This window comes from Streptomyces sp. NPDC048192 (assembly GCF_043202415.1).
Classification (GTDB): domain Bacteria; phylum Actinomycetota; class Actinomycetes; order Streptomycetales; family Streptomycetaceae; genus Streptomyces.
On the sequence record NZ_JBIDAL010000004.1, the window covers coordinates 317,911 to 336,879 of the forward strand.

The 18,969-nt window shown below is 71.0% G+C and carries 16 protein-coding genes, 2 tRNA genes and 1 pseudogene; 7 read left to right on the forward strand and 12 right to left on the reverse strand.

From position 1 onward, the window contains the following. Positions 1-8 precede the first annotated feature (8 nt). Positions 9-155 (reverse strand): annotated as a pseudogene (locus tag ACGFZN_RS09740) (class E sortase); the annotation flags it as partial. 56 nt (positions 156-211) lie between these two features. Then, the gene (locus ACGFZN_RS09745; protein ID WP_393857935.1) at positions 212-1,000 is read right to left on the reverse strand and encodes a DUF881 domain-containing protein; all 789 of its coding nucleotides are present in this window, start codon (positions 998-1,000) and stop codon (positions 212-214) included. A gap of 153 nt (positions 1,001-1,153) precedes the next feature. Here ACGFZN_RS09745 and crgA point away from each other — a divergent pair, with 153 nt between their 5' ends. Next, a complete protein-coding gene (gene crgA, locus ACGFZN_RS09750; protein WP_393857936.1) occupies positions 1,154-1,408 on the forward strand; it encodes a cell division protein CrgA in 255 nt (84 codons plus the stop codon). A 234-nt stretch (positions 1,409-1,642) separates the two neighbouring features. Here crgA and ACGFZN_RS09755 read toward each other — a convergent pair whose 3' ends face one another. Both ACGFZN_RS09755 and ACGFZN_RS09760 read right to left on the reverse strand, forming a co-directional pair. Further along, positions 1,643-2,539, reverse strand: coding sequence for a rhomboid family intramembrane serine protease (locus ACGFZN_RS09755; RefSeq protein ID WP_393857937.1), 897 nt, complete (start codon positions 2,537-2,539; stop codon positions 1,643-1,645). A 115-nt stretch (positions 2,540-2,654) separates the two neighbouring features. Further along, entirely contained in the window at positions 2,655-3,185 is a 531-nt protein-coding gene (locus tag ACGFZN_RS09760; protein WP_393857938.1) for a peptidylprolyl isomerase, read from the reverse strand. A 282-nt stretch (positions 3,186-3,467) separates the two neighbouring features. Between ACGFZN_RS09760 and ACGFZN_RS09765 the strand changes: the two genes are divergently transcribed. Continuing rightward, entirely contained in the window at positions 3,468-4,193 is a 726-nt protein-coding gene (locus ACGFZN_RS09765) for a DUF5324 family protein (protein ID WP_393857939.1), read from the forward strand. A gap of 159 nt (positions 4,194-4,352) precedes the next feature. On the opposite strand, the gene ACGFZN_RS09770 is transcribed toward ACGFZN_RS09765, so the two are convergent. Then, positions 4,353-4,425, reverse strand: a tRNA-Ala gene (locus ACGFZN_RS09770). Between the two features lie 181 nt (positions 4,426-4,606). Here ACGFZN_RS09770 and ACGFZN_RS09775 point away from each other — a divergent pair. Beyond that, positions 4,607-5,155 carry a DNA-binding protein gene (locus ACGFZN_RS09775; RefSeq protein WP_142218689.1) on the forward strand — a complete coding sequence of 183 codons (549 nt, stop codon included), beginning with the start codon at positions 4,607-4,609 and terminating at the stop codon, positions 5,153-5,155. Positions 5,156-5,252: 97 nt separating this feature from the next. Continuing rightward, positions 5,253-6,656 (forward strand): protein kinase, encoded by a 1,404-nt coding sequence (locus ACGFZN_RS09780; RefSeq protein ID WP_393857940.1) that lies wholly within the window; start codon positions 5,253-5,255, stop codon positions 6,654-6,656. Here the strand turns inward: ACGFZN_RS09780 and ACGFZN_RS09785 are convergent. Both ACGFZN_RS09785 and ACGFZN_RS09790 read right to left on the reverse strand, forming a co-directional pair. Further along, on the reverse strand, positions 6,620-7,915 hold the full coding sequence (locus ACGFZN_RS09785; protein WP_393858115.1) for a hypothetical protein: 1,296 nt from the start codon (positions 7,913-7,915) through the stop codon (positions 6,620-6,622). The genes ACGFZN_RS09780 and ACGFZN_RS09785 overlap by 37 nt on opposite strands. 281 nt (positions 7,916-8,196) lie before the next feature. Next, entirely contained in the window at positions 8,197-8,325 is a 129-nt protein-coding gene (locus ACGFZN_RS09790) for a DLW-39 family protein (RefSeq protein ID WP_240106797.1), read from the reverse strand. 348 nt (positions 8,326-8,673) lie between these two features. Here ACGFZN_RS09790 and ACGFZN_RS09795 point away from each other — a divergent pair, with 348 nt between their 5' ends. Continuing rightward, a complete protein-coding gene (locus ACGFZN_RS09795) occupies positions 8,674-9,018 on the forward strand; it encodes a DUF6344 domain-containing protein (RefSeq protein WP_393857941.1) in 345 nt (114 codons plus the stop codon). Between the two features lie 216 nt (positions 9,019-9,234). Then, positions 9,235-10,014, forward strand: coding sequence for a glycosyltransferase family 2 protein (locus ACGFZN_RS09800; protein WP_393857942.1), 780 nt, complete (start codon positions 9,235-9,237; stop codon positions 10,012-10,014). Between the two features lie 30 nt (positions 10,015-10,044). On the opposite strand, the gene ACGFZN_RS09805 is transcribed toward ACGFZN_RS09800, so the two are convergent. After that, the gene (locus tag ACGFZN_RS09805) at positions 10,045-10,233 is read right to left on the reverse strand and encodes a ferredoxin (protein WP_360153204.1); all 189 of its coding nucleotides are present in this window, start codon (positions 10,231-10,233) and stop codon (positions 10,045-10,047) included. Between the two features lie 503 nt (positions 10,234-10,736). Here ACGFZN_RS09805 and ACGFZN_RS09810 point away from each other — a divergent pair. After that, positions 10,737-14,810: an AAA family ATPase gene (locus tag ACGFZN_RS09810; RefSeq protein WP_393857943.1), complete on the forward strand. Its 4,074-nt coding sequence runs from the start codon at positions 10,737-10,739 to the stop codon at positions 14,808-14,810. A 146-nt stretch (positions 14,811-14,956) separates the two neighbouring features. Here ACGFZN_RS09810 and ACGFZN_RS09815 read toward each other — a convergent pair whose 3' ends face one another. From ACGFZN_RS09815 to gyrA, 4 genes are all read right to left on the reverse strand, one after another. After that, positions 14,957-15,340: a hypothetical protein gene (locus ACGFZN_RS09815; protein WP_393857944.1), complete on the reverse strand. Its 384-nt coding sequence runs from the start codon at positions 15,338-15,340 to the stop codon at positions 14,957-14,959. An 85-nt stretch (positions 15,341-15,425) separates the two neighbouring features. Next, positions 15,426-15,502 (reverse strand) — tRNA-Ile (locus ACGFZN_RS09820). 111 nt (positions 15,503-15,613) lie between these two features. Continuing rightward, positions 15,614-16,348, reverse strand: coding sequence for a DUF3566 domain-containing protein (locus tag ACGFZN_RS09825; protein WP_393857945.1), 735 nt, complete (start codon positions 16,346-16,348; stop codon positions 15,614-15,616). A gap of 18 nt (positions 16,349-16,366) precedes the next feature. Then, the gene (gene gyrA / locus ACGFZN_RS09830; RefSeq protein WP_393857946.1) at positions 16,367-18,961 is read right to left on the reverse strand and encodes a DNA gyrase subunit A; all 2,595 of its coding nucleotides are present in this window, start codon (positions 18,959-18,961) and stop codon (positions 16,367-16,369) included. Positions 18,962-18,969 lie beyond the last annotated feature (8 nt).

An 18,969-nucleotide genomic window follows, 5' to 3' on the forward strand; every position in this document is an offset into this window, starting at 1 on the left:
TCACCAGACTAACGGCGCGACGCCTCCGGTTCGCCTGCCTCCACAGACTGTGCGGAGCGTGTACACCCGGACTTACGTGGCACAGGGTCGATCACCTCAACGTCCGGCGACAGGGTTTTGTAGGGCCCTTTGTCGATCCGAAACCAGCTCGTTCCACGTGAAACCGAGTCGCGGGACGGAGGTGGTCACGCAGGGCATGGCGGGCGGACGCCTACTGCGCGGGCTTCGCGTAGTGCAGATCCACCGTGCCGGAGTAGCCGGGCAGCGTCACGGTCCCGTCGTCGGTGACCTTCCAGCCCAGCCCGTAGACGTTCACGTACACCATGTAGGTCTGGATGGCCTTGCTCGCCGCCAGCGCCTGCTGCAGCTTCTCCGGATCCCCGACCGCCGTGATCTTGTACGGCGGCGAGTAGACGCGGCCCTGGAGGATCAGCGTGTTGCCCACACAGCGCACCGCGCTGGTGGAGATCAGCCGCTGGTCCATGACCTTGATGCCCTTGGCGCCGCCCTGCCACAGGGCGTTCACCACCGCCTGCAGATCCTGCTGGTGGATCACCAGGTAGTCGGGCTGCGGCTCCGGATAGCCGGGAAGCTTGGCCGTGGCGTTCGGCGGAGCGTCGTTGAGCGTGACGGTGATGGCGCGACCGGTGAGCTTCTGCGTGCCGGCGCTCTTCTCCAGCCCGCTGAGCTCGCGGTCCTGCGCCTTGCTGCTGCCGTCGTCGCTCTCCGCGAAGGACTCCACCCGCCCGCGCAGCGCCGCGTTGGACTCGTCGAGCTCCTTGTTCTTGCGGCTGCGCTGCTGGATCAGGTCGGACAGCTTCAGCAGGGAGCCGTCCTGCCGGATGTCGGTGCCCTTGGCCGTGTCGAAGCTGGTGAAGAAGATCAGACCCGCGAGCGCGAAGACGGCCGCCGTGAGGAGCCGCACGGGGCGGACACGCAGGCGGCGGGCAGGGCCGGAGCCCGTTGATTGCGTCCCGGGGGAGTCGGCAGAATTGCTCAACGTACCCTTATCTCCTTAGGCGCCACGGAAGCACTACGCTAACGGACGCCCGGGGGAGCACACAGAGTCGTCATGTGGACCCCTTGTACGCTGCCCCGAGCCCCGTACCGGTTACCTGCGCGGCCACGCAGCGCATCGACAGGAGAGACCCTCGTGCCGAAGTCACGTATCCGCAAGAAGGCCGACTACACGCCGCCGCCCGCGAAGCAGGCGCAGGCGATCAAGCTGACCAGTCGTGCCTGGGTCGCACCTGTCATGCTGGCCATGTTCGTCATCGGCCTGGCGTGGATCGTCGTCTTCTACGTGACCGACGGCTCGCTGCCCATCGACGCGCTCGACAACTGGAACATCGTGGTCGGCTTCGGCTTCATCGCCGCCGGCTTCGGCGTCTCCACGCAGTGGAAATAGCTCTCCCAAGGGCTCTCCACCGAGTTATCCACAGCCGTTGTCCACATGGGGAAAAGAAAGACGATCTGTGGATAACTCATCGGGTGTTGACGCCGGTGTGACTGCCCGACCAACACTCATACATCTGTTCGCCCCCTGTCTGACCTGCGGAAACACATCCGAGCGACAGGGGGCACAGCTGTGCCCCCACCCGGTGCACAAGATCCGCCACAGCCTGTGGACAACGGTTCGCTCTCAGGTGAGCTGAGCGGTCCTGACCAGCGTGAGTACCACCACGACGGCGAGTACGACCGCGCAGGCGCCGTACTGCATCACCGTCCGCCTCTCCCGCGGGGCGTGGACCATCGCGTAGCCGACGGCGACCCCTGCGACGAGGCCGCCGATGTGGGCCTCCCAGGAGATGTTGAAGCCCGGAGTGAACGTGATGATCAGGTTGATCACCAGCAGGGCGATCAGCGGGCGCAGGTCGTAGTTGAGCCGGCGCATCAGCACGCCGGTCGCGCCGAAGAGACCGAAGATGGCCCCGGAGGCGCCCAGGGAGGGCAGGCGCGGGTCGGCGATCATGTAGGTGAGGGCGCTGCCGGCCAGGCCGGAGACGAAGTACAGGGCGAGGTAGCGGGCGCGGCCGAGGGCCGCTTCGAGAGGGCCGCCGATCCACCACAGGCTGAGCATGTTGAACAGGATGTGGGTGTAGTTGGTCGGCGAGTGCAGGAACATCGCGGTCAGCAGGCGGTAGTACTGCCCCTCGGCGACGCCCTGGACCGGGCCGAACAGGGAGAACTGCGCCTGCCCGATCAGTTCGAACCGGTCGGTGAGGCTGCTGCCCACGGCGAGCTGGGCGAGGAACACGGCGAGGTTGACACCGATGAGGACCTTGGTGAGCAGCCGTGGGTCGGCGGCGACCGTGCCGCCGGCGATGGTGCGGGGCCGGGAGGCGGCGGGGGCCGGGCCGGTGTCGTTGCCGCCGCGTACGCAGGCGGGGCACTGGAAGCCGACGGAGGCGCTGACCATGCATTCGGGGCAGATGGGGCGTTCGCAGCGGGTGCAGCGCACGCCGGTCTCGCGGTCCGGGTGCCGGTAGCACACGGGCGCGCGGTGGGCTCCCTGCATGCCTGCTGCGGCCTGGTCCATCTGTTCCCCTTGCTCGACGTGGGACTGGGGTGCCCCTGGCAGTACCTCGCCCCGCTCATCCTTGGTACGGACGAGCGGGGCGTTTGGTTCCCTGAGGGTGCGCGGAGCGGTGGGCTCAGCCCTCGCGCTTCTCGACGACGACCTCGTTGATCACGACGTCGTTGACCGGGCGGTCGTTGCGACCGGTCGGGACCGCGGCGATGGCGTCGACGACCTTCTGGCTGGCGGCGTCGGTGACCTCGCCGAAGATGGTGTGCTTGCGGTTCAGCCACGTCGTCGGGGAGACGGTGATGAAGAACTGCGAGCCGTTGGTGCCCGGGCCGGCGTTGGCCATGGCCAGCAGGTAGGGCTTGTTGAAGGACAGGTCGGGGTGGAACTCGTCCTTGAACTTGTAGCCGGGGCCGCCGATGCCGGTGCCCAGCGGGTCGCCGCCCTGGATCATGAAGCCGCTGATGACACGGTGGAAGATCGTGCCGTTGTAGAGCGGGTTCTTGCTCTTCTCACCCGTGCCGGGGTGCGTCCACTCGCGCTCGCCCTGTGCCAGCTCGACGAAGTTCTTGACCGTTTCCGGCGCGTGGTTCGGGAAAAGCTGGACCACGATGTCGCCGTGGTTGGTCTTCAGGGTGGCGTAAAGCTGCTCGGCCACGATCTGCCTTCCGTTGTCTTCCTGTGACTCCCCCGATCCTCGCACGGCGGAGCCCGTGCGTCGCCCGGCGGCCACGAGTTCCGCCCGGAAGGCAGCGCTCGGCGGCGATTCGTGGCAGTGTCGACGACAGGATCGGCTTGACCGGGAATTACCCGGAATCAAGGCGATGGGAGCGATCGGCACCCATATGCCCGCCCTCGCATGCCGTGCGGACCGTTGGCAGGCATGATCCGTAAAAGGGTGGAAAGTCGAACACCGTACGCCACCGAGGAGGAGGAACCCGTGACCCGCATCGACAGCGTGCGCGCCGCGACCGGCTCGGCGAAGGACAGCGTGCTGCACGCCGCGGAAGTGGTGGCGCCCTACGCCGACACGGCCAAGGAGCGTGCCGCGCTCTACGCGCAGGAGGCACGCGTACGGCTGGCGCCCGTGATGTCGCAGGCCGCCGAACAGGCCCGCGTGCAGTACGACGCCCGGCTCGCCCCGCGTCTGGAACAGGCTCGTGCGCATGTGCCGCCGAAGGTCGACCTGGCGGCGCAGGAGGCCGCCGTGCGCGCCCGCAAGGCCGCCCGGCAGGCGGCCGAATATTCGCGCCAGGCCGCCGAGTACTCGCGTCCGAGGATCGAGCAGGCCGTGGCCGCCGCGGCCCCGGTCCGCGACGAGGCTGCCGCGCGGGGCGCGGCGGCGCTGGCCGCGTTGCGCGGTCAGGTCTCGGCGGAGGACATCCAGAAGCTGGCCCGCCGGAATGCGCGCCGGTCCAGGACGGGCCGGACCGTGAAGGCGCTGGCGCTGCTGACCTTGCTGGCCGGTGGGGCTTTCGCCGCCTGGAAGTGGTGGGACAAGCAGGCCAATCCGGACTGGCTCGTCGAGCCGCCCGCCGCGACGGAGGTGCCCGAGTCGGGCGGCCGGCTGAGTTCGGTGGACGGCAGCGGCACCTCGGTCCTGGACCCCGAGGTGCAGGCGAAGCAGGCCGAGGAGGATGCCGCGAAGCACGACGACGAGCAGTAGGCCGGCCGAGCCGGTTCGTGCGTGAAACGGGCCGTGGATCAGGCGAGTTGAGGCTCGCCGGACCCACGGCCCGTTTCACGTGAAACCGCCCCGCCGCACGGTGTACGAACGGAGAAAGCCTCCCGACCTGCGTTTCCGCAGGTCGGGAGGCTTTTCTTGTGGAGCCTAGGGGAGTCGAACCCCTGACATCCGCCATGCAAAGACGGCGCTCTACCAACTGAGCTAAGGCCCCGGGAAGCAGCGTCCGGCCGGAAAAGCCGCGTTCCGGTGGGCGCCGCAGACCAGAGTACCGGGTCACCCCGGGTATCCCGCAAAAGATTGGGGGTCCCCGTGAATGACCACGCTCCGTAAGATGCTCGACGTGGTTCGCTACAGCGAACCGCGGTTTTCAGGGGAAGCGATGGGGAGACGCAATGGACGCCGCACAGCAGGAAGCCACCGCCAGAGCGCGGGAGCTGCAGCGGAACTGGTACGGGGAGCCACTGGGGGCGCTCTTCCGTAAGCTCATCGACGATCTCGGGCTCAATCAGGCCCGTCTCGCGGCGGTCCTGGGTCTGTCCGCCCCGATGCTCTCGCAGCTGATGAGCGGCCAGCGGGCGAAGATCGGCAACCCTGCCGTGGTGCAGCGGGTGCAGTTGCTGCAGGAGCTGGCGGCGCAGGTGGCGGACGGCAGTGTGAGCGCGGCCGAGGCGACCGAGCGCATGGACGAGATCAAGAAGTCGCAGGGGGGCTCCGTGCTCAACAACACCACCCAGACCACCAGCGGTTCCGGGGCGCCCACGGTCAAGCGGGTGGTCCGCGAGATCCAGTCGCTGCTGCGCTCGGTGGCCGCCGCGGGCGACATCATCGACGCCGCGGACAGCCTCGCCCCGACCCACCCCGAACTGGCGGAGTTCCTGCGCGTCTACGGCGCCGGCCGCACCTCCGACGCCGTCGCCCACTACCAGTCCCACCAGAACTAGCACCCGCGGCCCGGCGTCCGGGGGCAGGCGCGGGGAAGCGGGGAAACAAGGGGGCGGGGGACCGGCGCGGGTTCCGGGGGAGGAGCGATGGGCTGCCATGGGTGAGGTGTTCGCCGGCCGGTACGAACTGGCCGATCCGATCGGGCGCGGGGGCGTGGGCGCCGTATGGCGTGCCTGGGACCATCGCCGGCGGCGCTATGTGGCCGCCAAGGTGCTCCAGCAGCGCGACGCGCACTCGCTGCTGCGGTTCGTGCGCGAGCAGGCCCTGCGGATCGACCATCCCCATGTCCTGGCCCCGGCGAGCTGGGCCGCCGACGACGACAAGGTGCTCTTCACCATGGACCTGGTGGCCGGCGGCTCCCTGGTCCACCTGGTCGGCGACTACGGCCCGCTGCCGCCGGCGTTCGTGTGCACCCTGCTGGACCAGCTCCTCTCCGGGCTCGCGGCCGTCCACGCCGAGGGGGTCGTCCACCGGGACATCAAACCCGCCAACGTCCTCCTCGAGGCGACCGGGACCGGACGGCCCCGGCTGCGGCTGTCCGACTTCGGCATCGCCATGCGGCTCGGCGAACCCCGCCTGACGGAGACCAACCTCGTGGTGGGGACGCCCGGTTATCTGGCTCCCGAGCAACTGCTCGGCGCCGAGCCCGACTTCCCCGCCGACCTGTTCGCCGTGGGGCTGGTCGCGCTGTATCTGCTGGAGGGCGCCAAGCCTGACGCCAAGGCGCTCGTGCAGTACTTCCTGGACAACGGGACTCCCGGGCCGCCCAAGGGAGTTCCGGAACCGCTGTGGCAGGTCGTCTCCACCTTGCTGCAGCCCGATCCGGCCGCGCGTTTCCGCACCGCCACGGGTGCGCGCAAGGCGCTGGCCTCCGCCGCGGAACTCCTGCCGGAGCCCGAGCCGGACGACGAGCTGATCGAGATCTTCGACCAACTCGGCCCGCTGCCACCCGGATTCGGGCCGGACGGCCCGCTCAAGAGGGCGCCCGGGGTGGCGTCGGACCTGACGGAGGGCGCGGATACGGGGTCGGCTTCGGGAGTGGTGGCGAGGGCGGATACGACGGGTACGGGGCCGCCTCCGGGCACGGGTACGGGCGCGGCTTCGGGACCGTCTTCGAGTGCCAGCGCCGGTACGGGACCGTCTTCAGGCGGCGACGCCGGTACGGATGTCAGCGCGGAACCGGATTCCGGTGTGGACGCGGGTACCGGTTCCCTCTCCGACACCGGCAGTTTCCGCCTGCCGCCGCCCCAGCCCCACACCCCCTCCACACTCCGCGCTCCCTGGAGCGTCGTACCGCCCGCCCATCCGGTGACGGACCCTCCTGTCGATGCCTCCACCGCTGCCTACACAGCCCAGGACGTGCCCGCGCAAGGCCGCGGGGCGCACCGCCGGGCCACCCGGAGCCGGCGGCCCGGGCCGCCGGCCGGGGTCGCGATCCCGATGCTGTTGCTGGCGCTGGCCTGCTATGCCGTGGGTTTCTGGGCGTTGACCCGCGTCTGAGCGCGCCGTGCCAGCACCGTCCAGCCGGCGAGCACCAGCAGCAGCACGGTTCCGAGGCCTATCCCGCCGATCGCGGTCAGCCGCATCGCCGAACCGCCTCCCGTGCTGCCGGTGAGGGCCGCCTCCCGGTCCGCCCGCGTGGGAGTGAACACGTCGTCCGGCACGGGGCGCCCCGCGTACTCCGGTCCCGCGTGCGCCCGCCCGGTCACCCGGACCCGCAGCGTCACCGCGAACGGGCCGCGCCCGAACGTGCCGGTCAACCGCTCGCTGAGGTGCAGGACGAGGTAGTAGTCGCCGGCGAAGCGGACGGAGGTGACGCCGATGGGTGCGGCGTAGCGGTTGGCGTACTCCACCGGCGGCACCGGGGCGAGTACGGCAGGCTTCTGTGTGCCGGTGTAGCCGAGGGCGGCGTCCTCGACAAAGCCGCGGACGGGGTTGTAGAGGGAGAGGTTGAGGGCGCCACCGACATAGCCGTGACCTGCGGCATCGCCCAGTTCGGCGGAGGCGTGCAGTTGCCGTCCCCAGTCGACCGGCACCTTGTAGAACCGGGTCTCGCCGGGCACGAGGGACGTGCGCCAGACCCCTTGGCCCAGGGTGCTCGCGGAGGCGAATCCGGTGCCGCCGGGGCGGTCGTGGGGCTCGCCGTCGAGCGGCTCGGGCGTGGCGGAGTCCCAGGCCTGCGGCGCGGAAGTGGCTCCGGCCCGTGCCGTACGCGGTTCCGTGGCGGGCGCGATCTCCAGGTCCCAGCGCTGTGCCGGGGCGGCGGATCCCTGGGCGTCGAGGCGCTGGACGACCACGTAGTACGTTCCGGCGCCCTGACACAGCGCATTGCCGGGCTCCCGCCGGCCGAGCGCGGTGAGCGGGCGGGGGCTGAGCCCGGCGCCGAAGCGGGCGTTGGCGTAGGAGCAGCGGGTGCCGTGGGCGTCCTGGACCGACACGGCGATGCCGTCGGTGGCGGAGACGGTGGCGTGGGCGGGGGGTACGGCGGTGACGGGGACGTAGGCCGTGCCGGTGGCCGGGAGTTCGAGGCGGTAGTACAGCTCGCCTTTGCCTGCAAGGGAGCTGCGGTAGGTGCGGCCCGCCTCCAGCCGGGGTGCCGTGGCGGTGCTCGGCGCCCCCGCCACGGCAGCGGCGCCGGGCGCGAAGGCGTACGGCTCCGGTGAGCCGGCCTCGGCGGCGGCCGCCATCGCGCGCGCGGACGCCGTACCGGTCGGCAGGACGAGCAGCGCGCACAGCCCCGTCAGCAGAGCCCCCCGCATGGCGCCGGAGGCCGTCCGGCGGCCGGGGCGCCACCGCCAGGCCCTGCCCTGTCCTCGTTCCCCCACGTGCCGCCCTCCCCCAGTTGCCGCTCCACGGCCGGCGTGTTCACCGCGCCACCGCCGTACCGGACCGCGCTCCATCCTGCCGCGTGCATCCGCGCGCCATCCGGGCAATGCCTGCGGCCGTCCGAATCGCCCTGCAACGCCCGGTGGGCCCGCGCAACACGAAGCCCCGACCGCGAGGGGCGGTCGGGGCCTGCGTCAGATTCTGGAATCGGCACTCACGAACCCGTGGCCACGGAGTCAGTCGCCTCCGTCCACAGGTCCTGCTCGGCGCGATCCGCCTGGATCTGGCGGTACACGAGGAGCCCGCCGATGGCGGCCAGTGCGACCAGGAGCAGCTTCTTCACCGCGCGACCTCGTCTTTCCTTGACGTAGGGGACCTCTGGCGCCCGACTATACACACCGGCCGATATCGATCGGTGACCTGCGTCGGGGCCCAACTCCGGCCTCCGGCAGCGCAATAGGCCAGGTCCGACGCGGTTCCGACCGGAGGGTGATCACGCCTCCACGGACGGTTACTTTGCTCCCTCTTCGCTCAGCTGAGCAGGTTTTGGGGGCTTTCCATGCCTCTTGCCGCCATCCGGGTGGTGTTCATCGGAACATCGACGCGCCACGAGCGTCGGTCCACCACTTCGCGGCGCACATACACATCATGAGCAAAGTACGCAAATCGCCCAACCCGAAAGTGAGGGGCCATGACCAAGAACAAGGTCATGAAGCTGTGGACCGCCATCGTCACCGCCTTCTTCGCACTGTGCACCGCGCTCGGAATCGTCACCGCCACGACCGCCACGACCGCGGCGGCCGCCCCCAGCACCGAGGGCCCCCGCACCGGCACCGCGTTGAAGACCATCCCGGCGATTCCGGCCCAACGACAGTGGTCCTGGTCCCGCACCACGGCTCTGCCCCCCACGATGAAGCAGCGCATCCGGGCCGAGGCCCACGGTAAGTCCCCCAGCTGCCGGCACCGTCCGGTCGCCGAGACCGAGGCGGAGGACCTGATCACCGAAGAGTCCTCGACGGCCAGGCTCGACTGCTGACCTCCCACCCCACGCAGTACCGCAACGTCTCGACCACACGGCGACTTGCGTACGCAACAGTCGACACGGAAAGACCCCCGGCCGGGTTCGGCCGGGGGTCTCGCGCTGTTCCGGCCCCCCGGACAATGGACTGGCCGAGGCCGACGCAACCGCGGCCGGCACACCCACGGCGCGTCCCGCGCGTCCGACGCTCTCCGGAAAGGGGTGAGTGCTGCCGTGACCCGGCGCGTCACCGTTGTCACCGCTGTCCACGGCCCGTCCGCGCGTTTCCTGCCGGACGCCTACGCGTCCCTGTGCGAGCAGCGGCTTCCCGGTGGCTGGGACTGGGAGTGGCTGATCCAGCAGGACGGTACGACGGACGAAGTCCACCCATACGTCCCGGACGACGCGCGCGTGAGCTTCGGCCAGGGCCGGCCGGGCGGTCCCGGGGTCGCCCGCACCATCGCGCTGGCCCGCGCCAGGGGCTCGTACGTGAAGGTCCTGGACGCCGACGACCGGCTCACACCGGGCGCGCTGGCCCGCGACGTGGCCGTACTGGAGGCGGACCCGACCGTGGGCTGGACCACGTCCCGGGCCCTCGACCTGTTGCCGGACGGCTCGACGGCCGGTTTTCCCGGCAACCCTGACGACGGCCCGCTCGAACGCGGTGCCGTGCTCGACCACTGGAAGCGGAACGACTTCCGGGCCCCCGTCCACCCCGCCACCCTGTGCGTCCGGCACGAGCTGCTCATGGCGCTCGGCGGCTGGATGGCGTTGCCGGCGTCCGAGGACACCGGGCTGCTGCTGGCGCTGGACGCGGTCAGCCGCGGCTGGTTCTCGGCGGAGACCGGCCTGCTCTACCGCAAGTGGGAGGGCCAGGTCACCGGCCAGGCGTCCCACGTCGACCCCGTCGAACGGACGGCCCGCATGGCGGTCGCCGAGACCCGGGCCCGCGCCCTGGCCGGCATCGGATGGACCTACCCGACCGCTCCGGCCGACGCGGCGTCCACCGCGTGAGCCACGCCGTACCGGGCTTCTCCCGCCGCCCTACTCCGTGAGCACGATGGCCTGCGAGGGGCACTTCTCGGCTGCCTCCCGGACCTCCGGATCGTCGGCGGACTCCTCCCGCCCGGGCCGTACGACGCCGTAGCCGTCCTCGAACGCGAACACGCCCGGCACCCGGTGCGCGCACTCGGCGGAGCCGTAGCACAGGGAGCGGTCGACGGAGACCTTCATGGTGTCCTCCAGCCTCGCGGGCCTCTCGGCGGTGGCTTCCTGGACGTCACTGCCCAGGGAACCACCCGCCGAACCGGACCGGGAGGGCAGGGGAGCGCCGGTGGAAGGCGACCGCGTGCTTCCCATGGGTACTGCACATGGGTGTTTCACGTGAAACGTCACCCGCCCGGCCTCCAGCGCCCCAGGCTTCAGGTCGGGCATGGCCCCTGCCCGCCCGGTGCCGGTCCCTCCCCTCGTGGGGACCGGTACCGGGCGGTGCGGGGGTGTCTCCGGCGAACTTGGCCGAGATGGTTCGACGCCTCGGGGCTGCCTCTTCAGGCGCAGGGCCGTGGCCTGTCCGGACGATGTGTGAGCGGTCCGCTACCGGGTCCGGATCCTGCCATTCGAGGTCCGCGAGGAGGAGGGGACGACCTTCATCTCAGTGCTTAACCGCAGGTCAGGCATATAAGGTGGGTTTTCCGGTCCGGACGTCCAGATGCGGCGGCAAGTAAAGGGGTGGGACCTTGAGTTCCGACTCAGGGGCACGCACAGCCTTCGCCGAGCGCCTCGCGCTGCTGTACAAGGAGGCCGGAAACCCTCCCCTCAAGAGCGTCGCCGAGGCGGTCGTACGGCTGCAGCGGATCGACGAGCGGGGGCGGCCCGTGCGGGTCTCCGCCCAGCGGATCAGCGACTGGCGCCGCGCCAAGAACGTACCGGCGCAATTCACCGCGCTCGCGGCGGTGCTGCACATCCTGATTCCGGAGGCACGCCGGCTGCGGCCCGCGCCGGTGTCCCCGGGCCTGTACGACCTCGCCCACTGGCAGCGGCTCTGGGAGCGGGCGCTGGCCGACCCGGCCGGAGACCGTCCCGCGCCGCCCGCCGAGGAGAACCGGCGGCCTCCGGCCCAGGCCCCGCCCGCCGGAGGCGTCTGCCCCTACCGGGGACTCGCGCCCTACCGGCAGGAGGACGCCCGATGGTTCTTCGGCCGGGAGCGGAGCACGAGCGCGCTCGTCGCCCAGCTGCGCGCCGCCGAGCGGACCGGCGGCCTGGTGATGCTGGTGGGCGCCTCGGGCGCCGGAAAGTCGTCCCTGCTGAACGCCGGCCTGGTCCCCGCCCTCCGCGGCGGCGCGCTGCGCGGCGGACGCGGTACCTCGAACCCGAGCGCCACGGCGTCCCCGGCCTCCACCGAAGCCGCCGCCGGCTGCGTCCTGCACCTCGTCCCCGGCGCGGACCCCCTCGCCGAGCTGGTCCGCCGTATCCCCGAGCTCGCCACGGTCGCCGCCGACGCGCGCCAGGCCGAACGGGAGGCCACGGAGGATCCGGCCGTCCCCGGCTCCGACTCCCCCAAGATCGCCCGCGCGGCGCGCGAGGCCGTGTCGGCGTGGGCGCGGCGGGAGGCGCCCGGCGAGATCCGGCCGGTCGTCGTGGTGGACCAGTTCGAGGAGACCTTCACCCTCTGCGCCGACGAGGCCGGCCGGCGCGCGTTCATCCAGCTGCTGCACGCCGCCTGCACCCCGACCGCCGACTCGGACGAGCCCGCACCGGTGCTCGTCGTCCTCGGCATCCGCGCCGACTTCTACGAGCAGTGCCTCGGCTATCCGGAACTGGCCGACGCGCTGCAGCACCGGCACATGGTGCTCGGACCGCTGACCGCAGCCGAACTCCGCGAGGCGGTGACCGGCCCGGCCAAGGCGGTCGGTCTGGAGCTGGAGCCGGGACTCGCCGAACTGATCGTCCGCGAGGTGAGCGCCGACGGACCACGCGGAGCCCACGACGCCGGCGTCCTCCCGCTGCTCTCGCACGCCCTGCTGGCGACCTGGCAGCGCCGCAAGGGCGGGCGGCTGACCCTGGCCGGCTATCGCGCGGCCGGCGGGATCCAGGGGGCCGTCGCGGCGACCGCCGAACGCGCCTGGTCGAGGCTGGACCCCGCGGCCCGCACCGCGGCCCGGCTGCTCCTGCTGCGACTGGTCCGGCTGGGCGAGGACACACAGGCCACACGCCGGCGGGGCACCCGGCGCCAGCTGGCGGAGGAGTCCGCGGACCCGGGCAAGACCGAGGAGTCCCTGGAGGCCCTGGTACGGGCCCGGCTGGTGACGCTGGACGCGGACACCGTGGAGATCACCCACGAGGCGCTGCTGCATGCCTGGCCCCGGCTGCGGCACTGGATCGACGACGACCGGAGCGGACAGCTGCTGCGCCAGCGGCTCGAGGAGGACGGCCGGGCCTGGGAGGACTCCGGCCGGGACAGCGCGCTGCTGTACCGGGGCTCCCGGCTGGAGCAGGCCCGCAGCTGGGCGCGGTCGGCCGGCGACCCGTATCTGACCCGCAGCGCGGTGGAGTTCCTGGCCGCGGCGGTACGGCTGCGCAAGCGCACGGTGTGGATCAGCCGGGCCGCGGTGGCGGCGCTGGTGGTGCTAGCCCTGGTCGCGGGCGGTTCGGCGGTGATCGCCTGGCAGCAGCGGGACGACGCCGTGTTCGCCCAGGTGGTCGCCGAGGCCGACCGGGTCGAGCACACGGACCCGTCCCTGGCCGCGCAGCTCGACCTGGTCGCCCACCATCTGCGTCCGGACGACGAGGGGACGTACAGCAGGCTGATCTCGATCGTGAACGCGCCGCTGGCCACCCCGCTCACCGGCCACACCGGCGCCGTCTACCTGACCTCCTTCAGCCCCGACGGCAAAACCCTCGCCACAGCCAGCTACGACCGCACCGTGCGGCTGTGGAACGTGTCCGACCCGCGCCGCCCCGAACCGCTCGGAAAGCCGCTGACCGGCCACACCAGCTGGGTGAGCAGCGCCGTCTTCAGCCCGGACGGGCACACCCTCGCCAGCGCCGGCGACGACGGGACGATCCGGCTGTGGGACGTCACCGACCCCGCCCACCCCATGGCCCTGGGCAGGCCGCTCACCGGCCACCAGGGCACGATCTACCTGGTCGCCTTCAGCCCGGACGGGCGGACGCTGGCGAGCGCCGGGGAGGACCGCACGGTACGGCTGTGGAACGTGTCCGACCCGCGCCGGCCGCACGAGTCCGGGGTGCTGCGCGGTCACACCGCCGCGGTGCGCAGCGTCGCGTTCAGCCCCGACGGCCGTACCGTCGCCGCGGGCGGTGACGACGACACGATCCTGCTGTGGAACGTGACCGACCCGCACCACCCCCGGCGGTACGGCACCGCGCTCAAGGGCCACACCGACCTCGTGCACTCGGTGGCGTTCAGCCCGGACGGGCACACCCTCGCGTCCGGCAGCGCGGACGACACGATCCGGCTGTGGGACGTCACCGACCCCGCCCGCCCGTCCGCGCTCGGCTCACCGCTGGCCGGCCACACCGGCCCCATCTGGTCGGTGGCCTTCAGCCGGGACGGCGGCCGGCTGGCGGCCGCCAGCGCCGACAGCACGGCGAGCCTGTGGAACGTACGCGACCCCTCGTCGCCCTCGCAGGTCGGGGAGCCGCTGGCGGGCAGCAGCGGGGAGATGTACGCCCTGCAGTTCAGCCCGGACGGGCGGACCCTGGCCACCGGCAGCGGTGACGGCAAGGCACGCCTGTGGTCGCTGCCGGCCTCGGACATCATCGGCCGCACCGGCGCGTTCCGGCCGGACGGCCGGGTGCTGGCCACGGCGTCCCGGGACGGCAGGATCCGGCTGTGGAACGTGACACGGCCCGGCCGGCCCGTGCAGCTGGGCGAGCCGTTCATGCAGGCGGACGGCGGCCACCGGGCACCGGTGTTCTCCCCCGACGGCCGGATCCTCGCCATCCTCACCAACAACCAGGCGGTGCACCTGTGGAACGTGAGCGATCCGTCCCACCCGGTCGCCGCCGGTCCGCCCATCCGCCTGCGGACCCGGTTCGCGGGACCCGACACGCTGGCCTTCAGCCCGGACGGCCGCACCCTGGCCACCGCCTACGACGACCGCACCGTTCAGCTGTGGGACATCGCCGACCCCGGGCGCCCCACCGTGCTGGGAAAACCGCTCTTCGGGCACCGGGGTTTCCTCAACGCCATCGCCTTCAGCCCCGACGGGCACACCCTGGCCAGCGGCAGCGCGGACAGCACGATCCGCCTCTGGGACGTCACCGACCCCGCGCATCCGACCGGGATCGCCCAACTCACCGAGCACAGCGGTCCGGTCAACGTGATCGCCTTCAGCCCCGACGGGCAGGTTCTGGCCAGCGGCAGTGACGACGACACGGTCCGGCTGTGGAACGTCGCCCACCCGTCCTCCGCGACCGCGCTCGGCTCACCCCTCATCGGCCACACCGAGGCGGTCAAGACGCTCACGTTCAGCTCCGACGGACACGTTCTGGCCAGCGGCGGCAACGACAACACGGTCCGGCTGTGGAACGTCGCCCACCCGTCCTCGGCAAGCCCCATCGGGCAGTCGATGAGCCCCAACGCGAAGTCCGGCACGTTCCTGTCCTTCAGCCCCACGAGCCGCGTCCTCGGGGTCTCCAGCGGCACCGACACGGTGCGCGTGTGGAGCCTGGACGCCGACGCGGCGATCGCGCACATCTGCGCGGTCACCCGGGGCGTGATGACCCCGCAGAAGTGGCACGAGTACCTGCCCCGGCTCTCCTACGACCCGCCGTGCGGTCATTGACCGGCCAAGCTGACTTATTAACGGCCGACTGGGCCCCACAAGCCCCCCGGGCTTGTTACCCTTGGCCACAGCCCGATCGCTGGTGCATCCCCCGTCGCCAGCGATCGGGCCCTTTTCGTACGCGGCCGTCCCGCCCGCCACCGGCATCAGAGCCGCCGCTTGTCCCTGAGGTAGGGGAGCACCAGAAAACGCGGCCTGTTGAAGATGCCGATCAGGATGATCAGTATCCAGCAGAGGATCATCCCGCCGATCGCCGCCGCCGACATCGCCAACCAGGGCTCAGCCGGTTTCTGTGTCCGCGTGACCGCGAGCCCCACGGCCAGCGCGATCACCATGATGGCCATGAAGACGAAGTTGGCCGCAACGACCACGACGCCACGTGTGAGGACCCATCCCGGCGCGCCTCTCACGCTGAACGATCGCGCGGCATCGGGAGCGCGCTCGGGATGCCCCCAGAGCCGGACGGCCACCACAACGTACCGGACAGCCAGCGCCACGATCAGAGCCAGCGCGATGAGGCCCCCGATCACGTGCCGACTCCGCTCGTCCATCGCCCGCACACAGCCGGCTGGTGTCAAAAGACCCCCGGTCCTGGTGGACCGGGGGTCTTTTCGCTGGTGGGGCTAACAGGATTTGAACCTGTGGCCTCATCCTTATCAGGGATGCGCTCTAACCAACTGAGCTATAGCCCCGCCGCGCTCTGCGGTGTGTGTCCCGCGCGCTGACTCCTGAAGATTAGCGCACGACCACGTCAGTCCCAAAATCGGTTGTCGGGGGACCGTCACCGGCGCGCTGGACGCCGGTCACTCGTCCTCCGCCAGGGTCAGTTCGATACCGCCCACGAAGCCCGCGGACAGGTTGTAGATGAACGCGCCGAGCGTCGCGAGCGCCGTGGCCAGCACCACGTCGATGACCGCGATGACCGACGTGAACATCAGGACGTGGGGGAGGGACAGGAACGCCTGGAGGTCGAAGCCGTTGCCCTCGTTCGAGCCGGTCGCCTCCGAGATCGTGCCGCCCACCGTCGAGAACACGCCCATCGCGTCCATGACCATCCACAGCAGCGCCGACGCGACGATCGTGCAGATGCCGAGCGCGATGGAGAGCAGGAAGCTCACCTTCATCACCGACCACGGGTCGGCCTTGGCCACCCGCAGCCGCGCCTTACGGGTGCGCGGTGCCGTACGCGCGCCCGTACGGGGCCGTCGTACCGCGTCGGCGGGCGGCTGGGCCGGATAGGCCTGCGGCGGGTGGTAGGGGCCGGCGGGCTGCTCCTGGCTCCGCTCCTGGGGGAGCGGAGACGGCGACTGCGCCTCCCCGGCCACGGCCGGTCCTCGGGTGTCCGTCACAGTTCCCCCCTGGGATCCAGACGTGCCGGCGGAGTCCTGCCCGGACGCCTTCACCGGCTTCAGGTTGGTCGTGTGCGGGTCGGCCGCGCTCCCCGCACCGGCCCTGTGCGCGGCGGAGCCACGGCCGCCGCCGTCCGTCTCCGTACCCGTGGGGGTACCGGCCGATCCGGCGCCCGTGGCTCCGCTCACGATGACTCACTCCTCGTGCTACTCGGCCGAGGGCGCCTCACCCTCGTCCGTGCCGCCGGCCTGGACACCCTCGGCGGTGTCGGCGGCCTCCTCGCCGTCGACCTCCTCCGCCTCGCGCCCCGCCTCGGCGTTACGTGCGATGCCGACCACGGCATCGCGCTTGCCCAGGTTGATCAGTTGGACGCCCATGGTGTCACGGCCCGTCTCCCTGACCTCACTGACTCGCGTACGAATCACGCCGCCGGAGAGCGTGATCGCGAGGATCTCGTCGGCCTCCTCGACGACCAGCGCTCCGACGAGCGAACCGCGGTCCTCCACGATCTTGGCGGCCTTGATGCCGAGGCCGCCGCGGCCCTGGACGCGGTACTCGTCGACGGCGGTCCGCTTCGCGTACCCGCCGTCGGTGGCAGTGAACACGAACGTACCCGGCCGAACAACATTCATCGACAGAAGTTCATCGCCTTCGCGGAAACTCATGCCCTTCACGCCGGAGGTGGCGCGGCCCATCGGGCGCAGGGACTCGTCGGAGGCGGTGAACCGGATCGACTGCGCCTTCTTGCTGATCAGCAGCAGATCGTCGTCCGCCGAGACCAGCTCCGCGCCGATCAGTTCGTCGTCCGTGCCGTCCTCGCGCTCGCGCAGATTGATCGCGATCACGCCACCGGAGCGGGGCGAATCGTAATCCTTCAGAGGCGTCTTCTTGACCAGACCGGACTTGGTCGCGAGGACCAGGTACGGCGCCGCCTCGTAGTCACGGATGGCGAGGATCTCCGCGATCGCCTCGTCCGGCTGGAAGGCGAGCAGGTTCGCCACGTGCTGGCCGCGCGCGTCCCGGCCGGCCTCGGGCAGCTCGTACGCCTTCGCCCGGTACACCCGGCCCTTGTTGGTGAAGAACAGCAGCCAGTGGTGCGTGGTGGAGACGAAGAAGTGGTCGACGATGTCGTCTTCCTTCAGCTTCGTGCCCCGCACGCCCTTGCCGCCGCGCTTCTGCGCCCGGTAGTCGTCCGTCTTGGTCCGCTTGACATAGCCGCCGCGGGTGACCGTGACGACGATGTCCTCCTCGGCGATCAGGTCCTCGATGGACATGTCGCCCTCGTACGGGATCAGCTTGGTCTGGCGGTCGTCGCCGTACTTCTCGACGATCGCGGCCAGTTCCTCGCTGACGATGCCGCGCTGGCGGACCGGGGAGGCGAGGATCTCGTTGTACTCGCTGATCTTCGCCTGGAGTTCGTCGTGCTCCTGGACGATCTTCTGCCGCTCCAGGGCCGCCAGGCGCCGCAGCTGCATCTCGAGGATCGCGTTGGCCTGGAGCTCGTCGATCTCCAGCAGGTCCATCAGGCCGGTGCGCGCGACGTCGACGGTCTCGCTGCGCCGGATCAGCGCGATGACCTCGTCGATGGCGTCCAGGGCCTTCAGCAGACCGCGCAGGATGTGCGCGCGCTCCTCGGCCTTGCGCAGCCGGAAGCGGGTACGGCGGACGATGACCTCGATCTGGTGCGCCACCCAGTGCCGGATGAACGCGTCCAGGGACAGCGTGCGCGGCACGCCGTCGACCAGCGCCAGCATGTTGGCGCCGAAGTTGGTCTGCAGGTCGGTGTGCTTGTACAGGTTGTTCAGGACGACCTTGGCGACCGCGTCGCGCTTGAGCACGATCACCAGGCGCTGGCCCGTGCGGGACGACGTCTCGTCGCGGACGTCGGCGATGCCGCCGATCTTGCCGTCCTTGACCAGGTCGGCAATCTTCTGCGCCAGGTTGTCCGGGTTGACCTGGTACGGCAGTTCGGTCACGACCAGGCACTGCCGGCCCTGGATCTCCTCGACCTCGACCACCGCGCGCATCGTGATGGAGCCGCGCCCGGTGCGGTACGCCTCCTCGATGCCCTTGCGGCCCACCACCAGGGCGCCGGTCGGGAAGTCCGGGCCCTTGATGCGCTCCATGAGCGCGTCCAGCAGCTCCTCGTGGCTGACGTCCGGGTTCTCCAGGTACCACTGGGCGCCGGCCGCGACCTCGCGCAGGTTGTGCGGCGGGATGTTGGTGGCCATGCCGACCGCGATACCGGCCGAGCCGTTGATCAGCAGGTTCGGGAAGCGGGCCGGCAGAACGGTCGGCTCCTGGGAGCGGCCGTCGTAGTTGTCCGTGAAGTCGACGGTCTCCTCGTCGATGTCGCGGACCATCTCCATCGACAGCGGCGCCATCTTGCACTCGGTGTACCGCATGGCGGCCGCCGGGTCGTTGCCCGGGGAGCCGAAGTTGCCGTTGGAGTCCACCAGCGGCATCCGCATCGACCACGGCTGGGCGAGCCGCACCAGGGCGTCGTAGATCGAACTGTCGCCGTGCGGATGGTAGTTGCCCATGACGTCGCCGACGACACGGGCGCACTTGTAGAAGCCGCGGTCGGGGCGGTAGCCGCCGTCGTACATCGCGTACAGCACGCGCCGGTGGACGGGCTTGAGGCCGTCCCGGACGTCGGGCAGCGCACGGGACACGATGACGGACATCGCGTAGTCCAGGTACGAGCGCTGCATCTCCGTCTCGAGCCCGACGGGCTCGACGCGCATGGCGAGTTCGCCGCCCTCGGTCTCAGGAGTCTCTGGGGTGTTCTCGTCGGCCATTGCTGGTG

Bases quoted from the DNA above. Each gene is read 5' to 3' on its own strand.
- ACGFZN_RS09755 (WP_393857937.1), bottom strand. From the start codon at position 2,539: ATGGACCAGGCCGCAGCAGGCATGCAGGGAGCCCACCGCGCGCCCGTG.
- ACGFZN_RS09775 (WP_142218689.1), top strand. From the start codon at position 4,607: ATGGACGCCGCACAGCAGGAAGCCACCGCCAGAGCGCGGGAGCTGCAG.
- ACGFZN_RS09780 (WP_393857940.1), top strand. From the start codon at position 5,253: ATGGGTGAGGTGTTCGCCGGCCGGTACGAACTGGCCGATCCGATCGGG.
- ACGFZN_RS09785 (WP_393858115.1), bottom strand. From the start codon at position 7,915: ATGCGGGGGGCTCTGCTGACGGGGCTGTGCGCGCTGCTCGTCCTGCCG.
- ACGFZN_RS09795 (WP_393857941.1), top strand. From the start codon at position 8,674: ATGACCAAGAACAAGGTCATGAAGCTGTGGACCGCCATCGTCACCGCC.
- ACGFZN_RS09805 (WP_360153204.1), bottom strand. From the start codon at position 10,233: ATGAAGGTCTCCGTCGACCGCTCCCTGTGCTACGGCTCCGCCGAGTGC.
- gyrA (WP_393857946.1), bottom strand. From the start codon at position 18,961: ATGGCCGACGAGAACACCCCAGAGACTCCTGAGACCGAGGGCGGCGAA.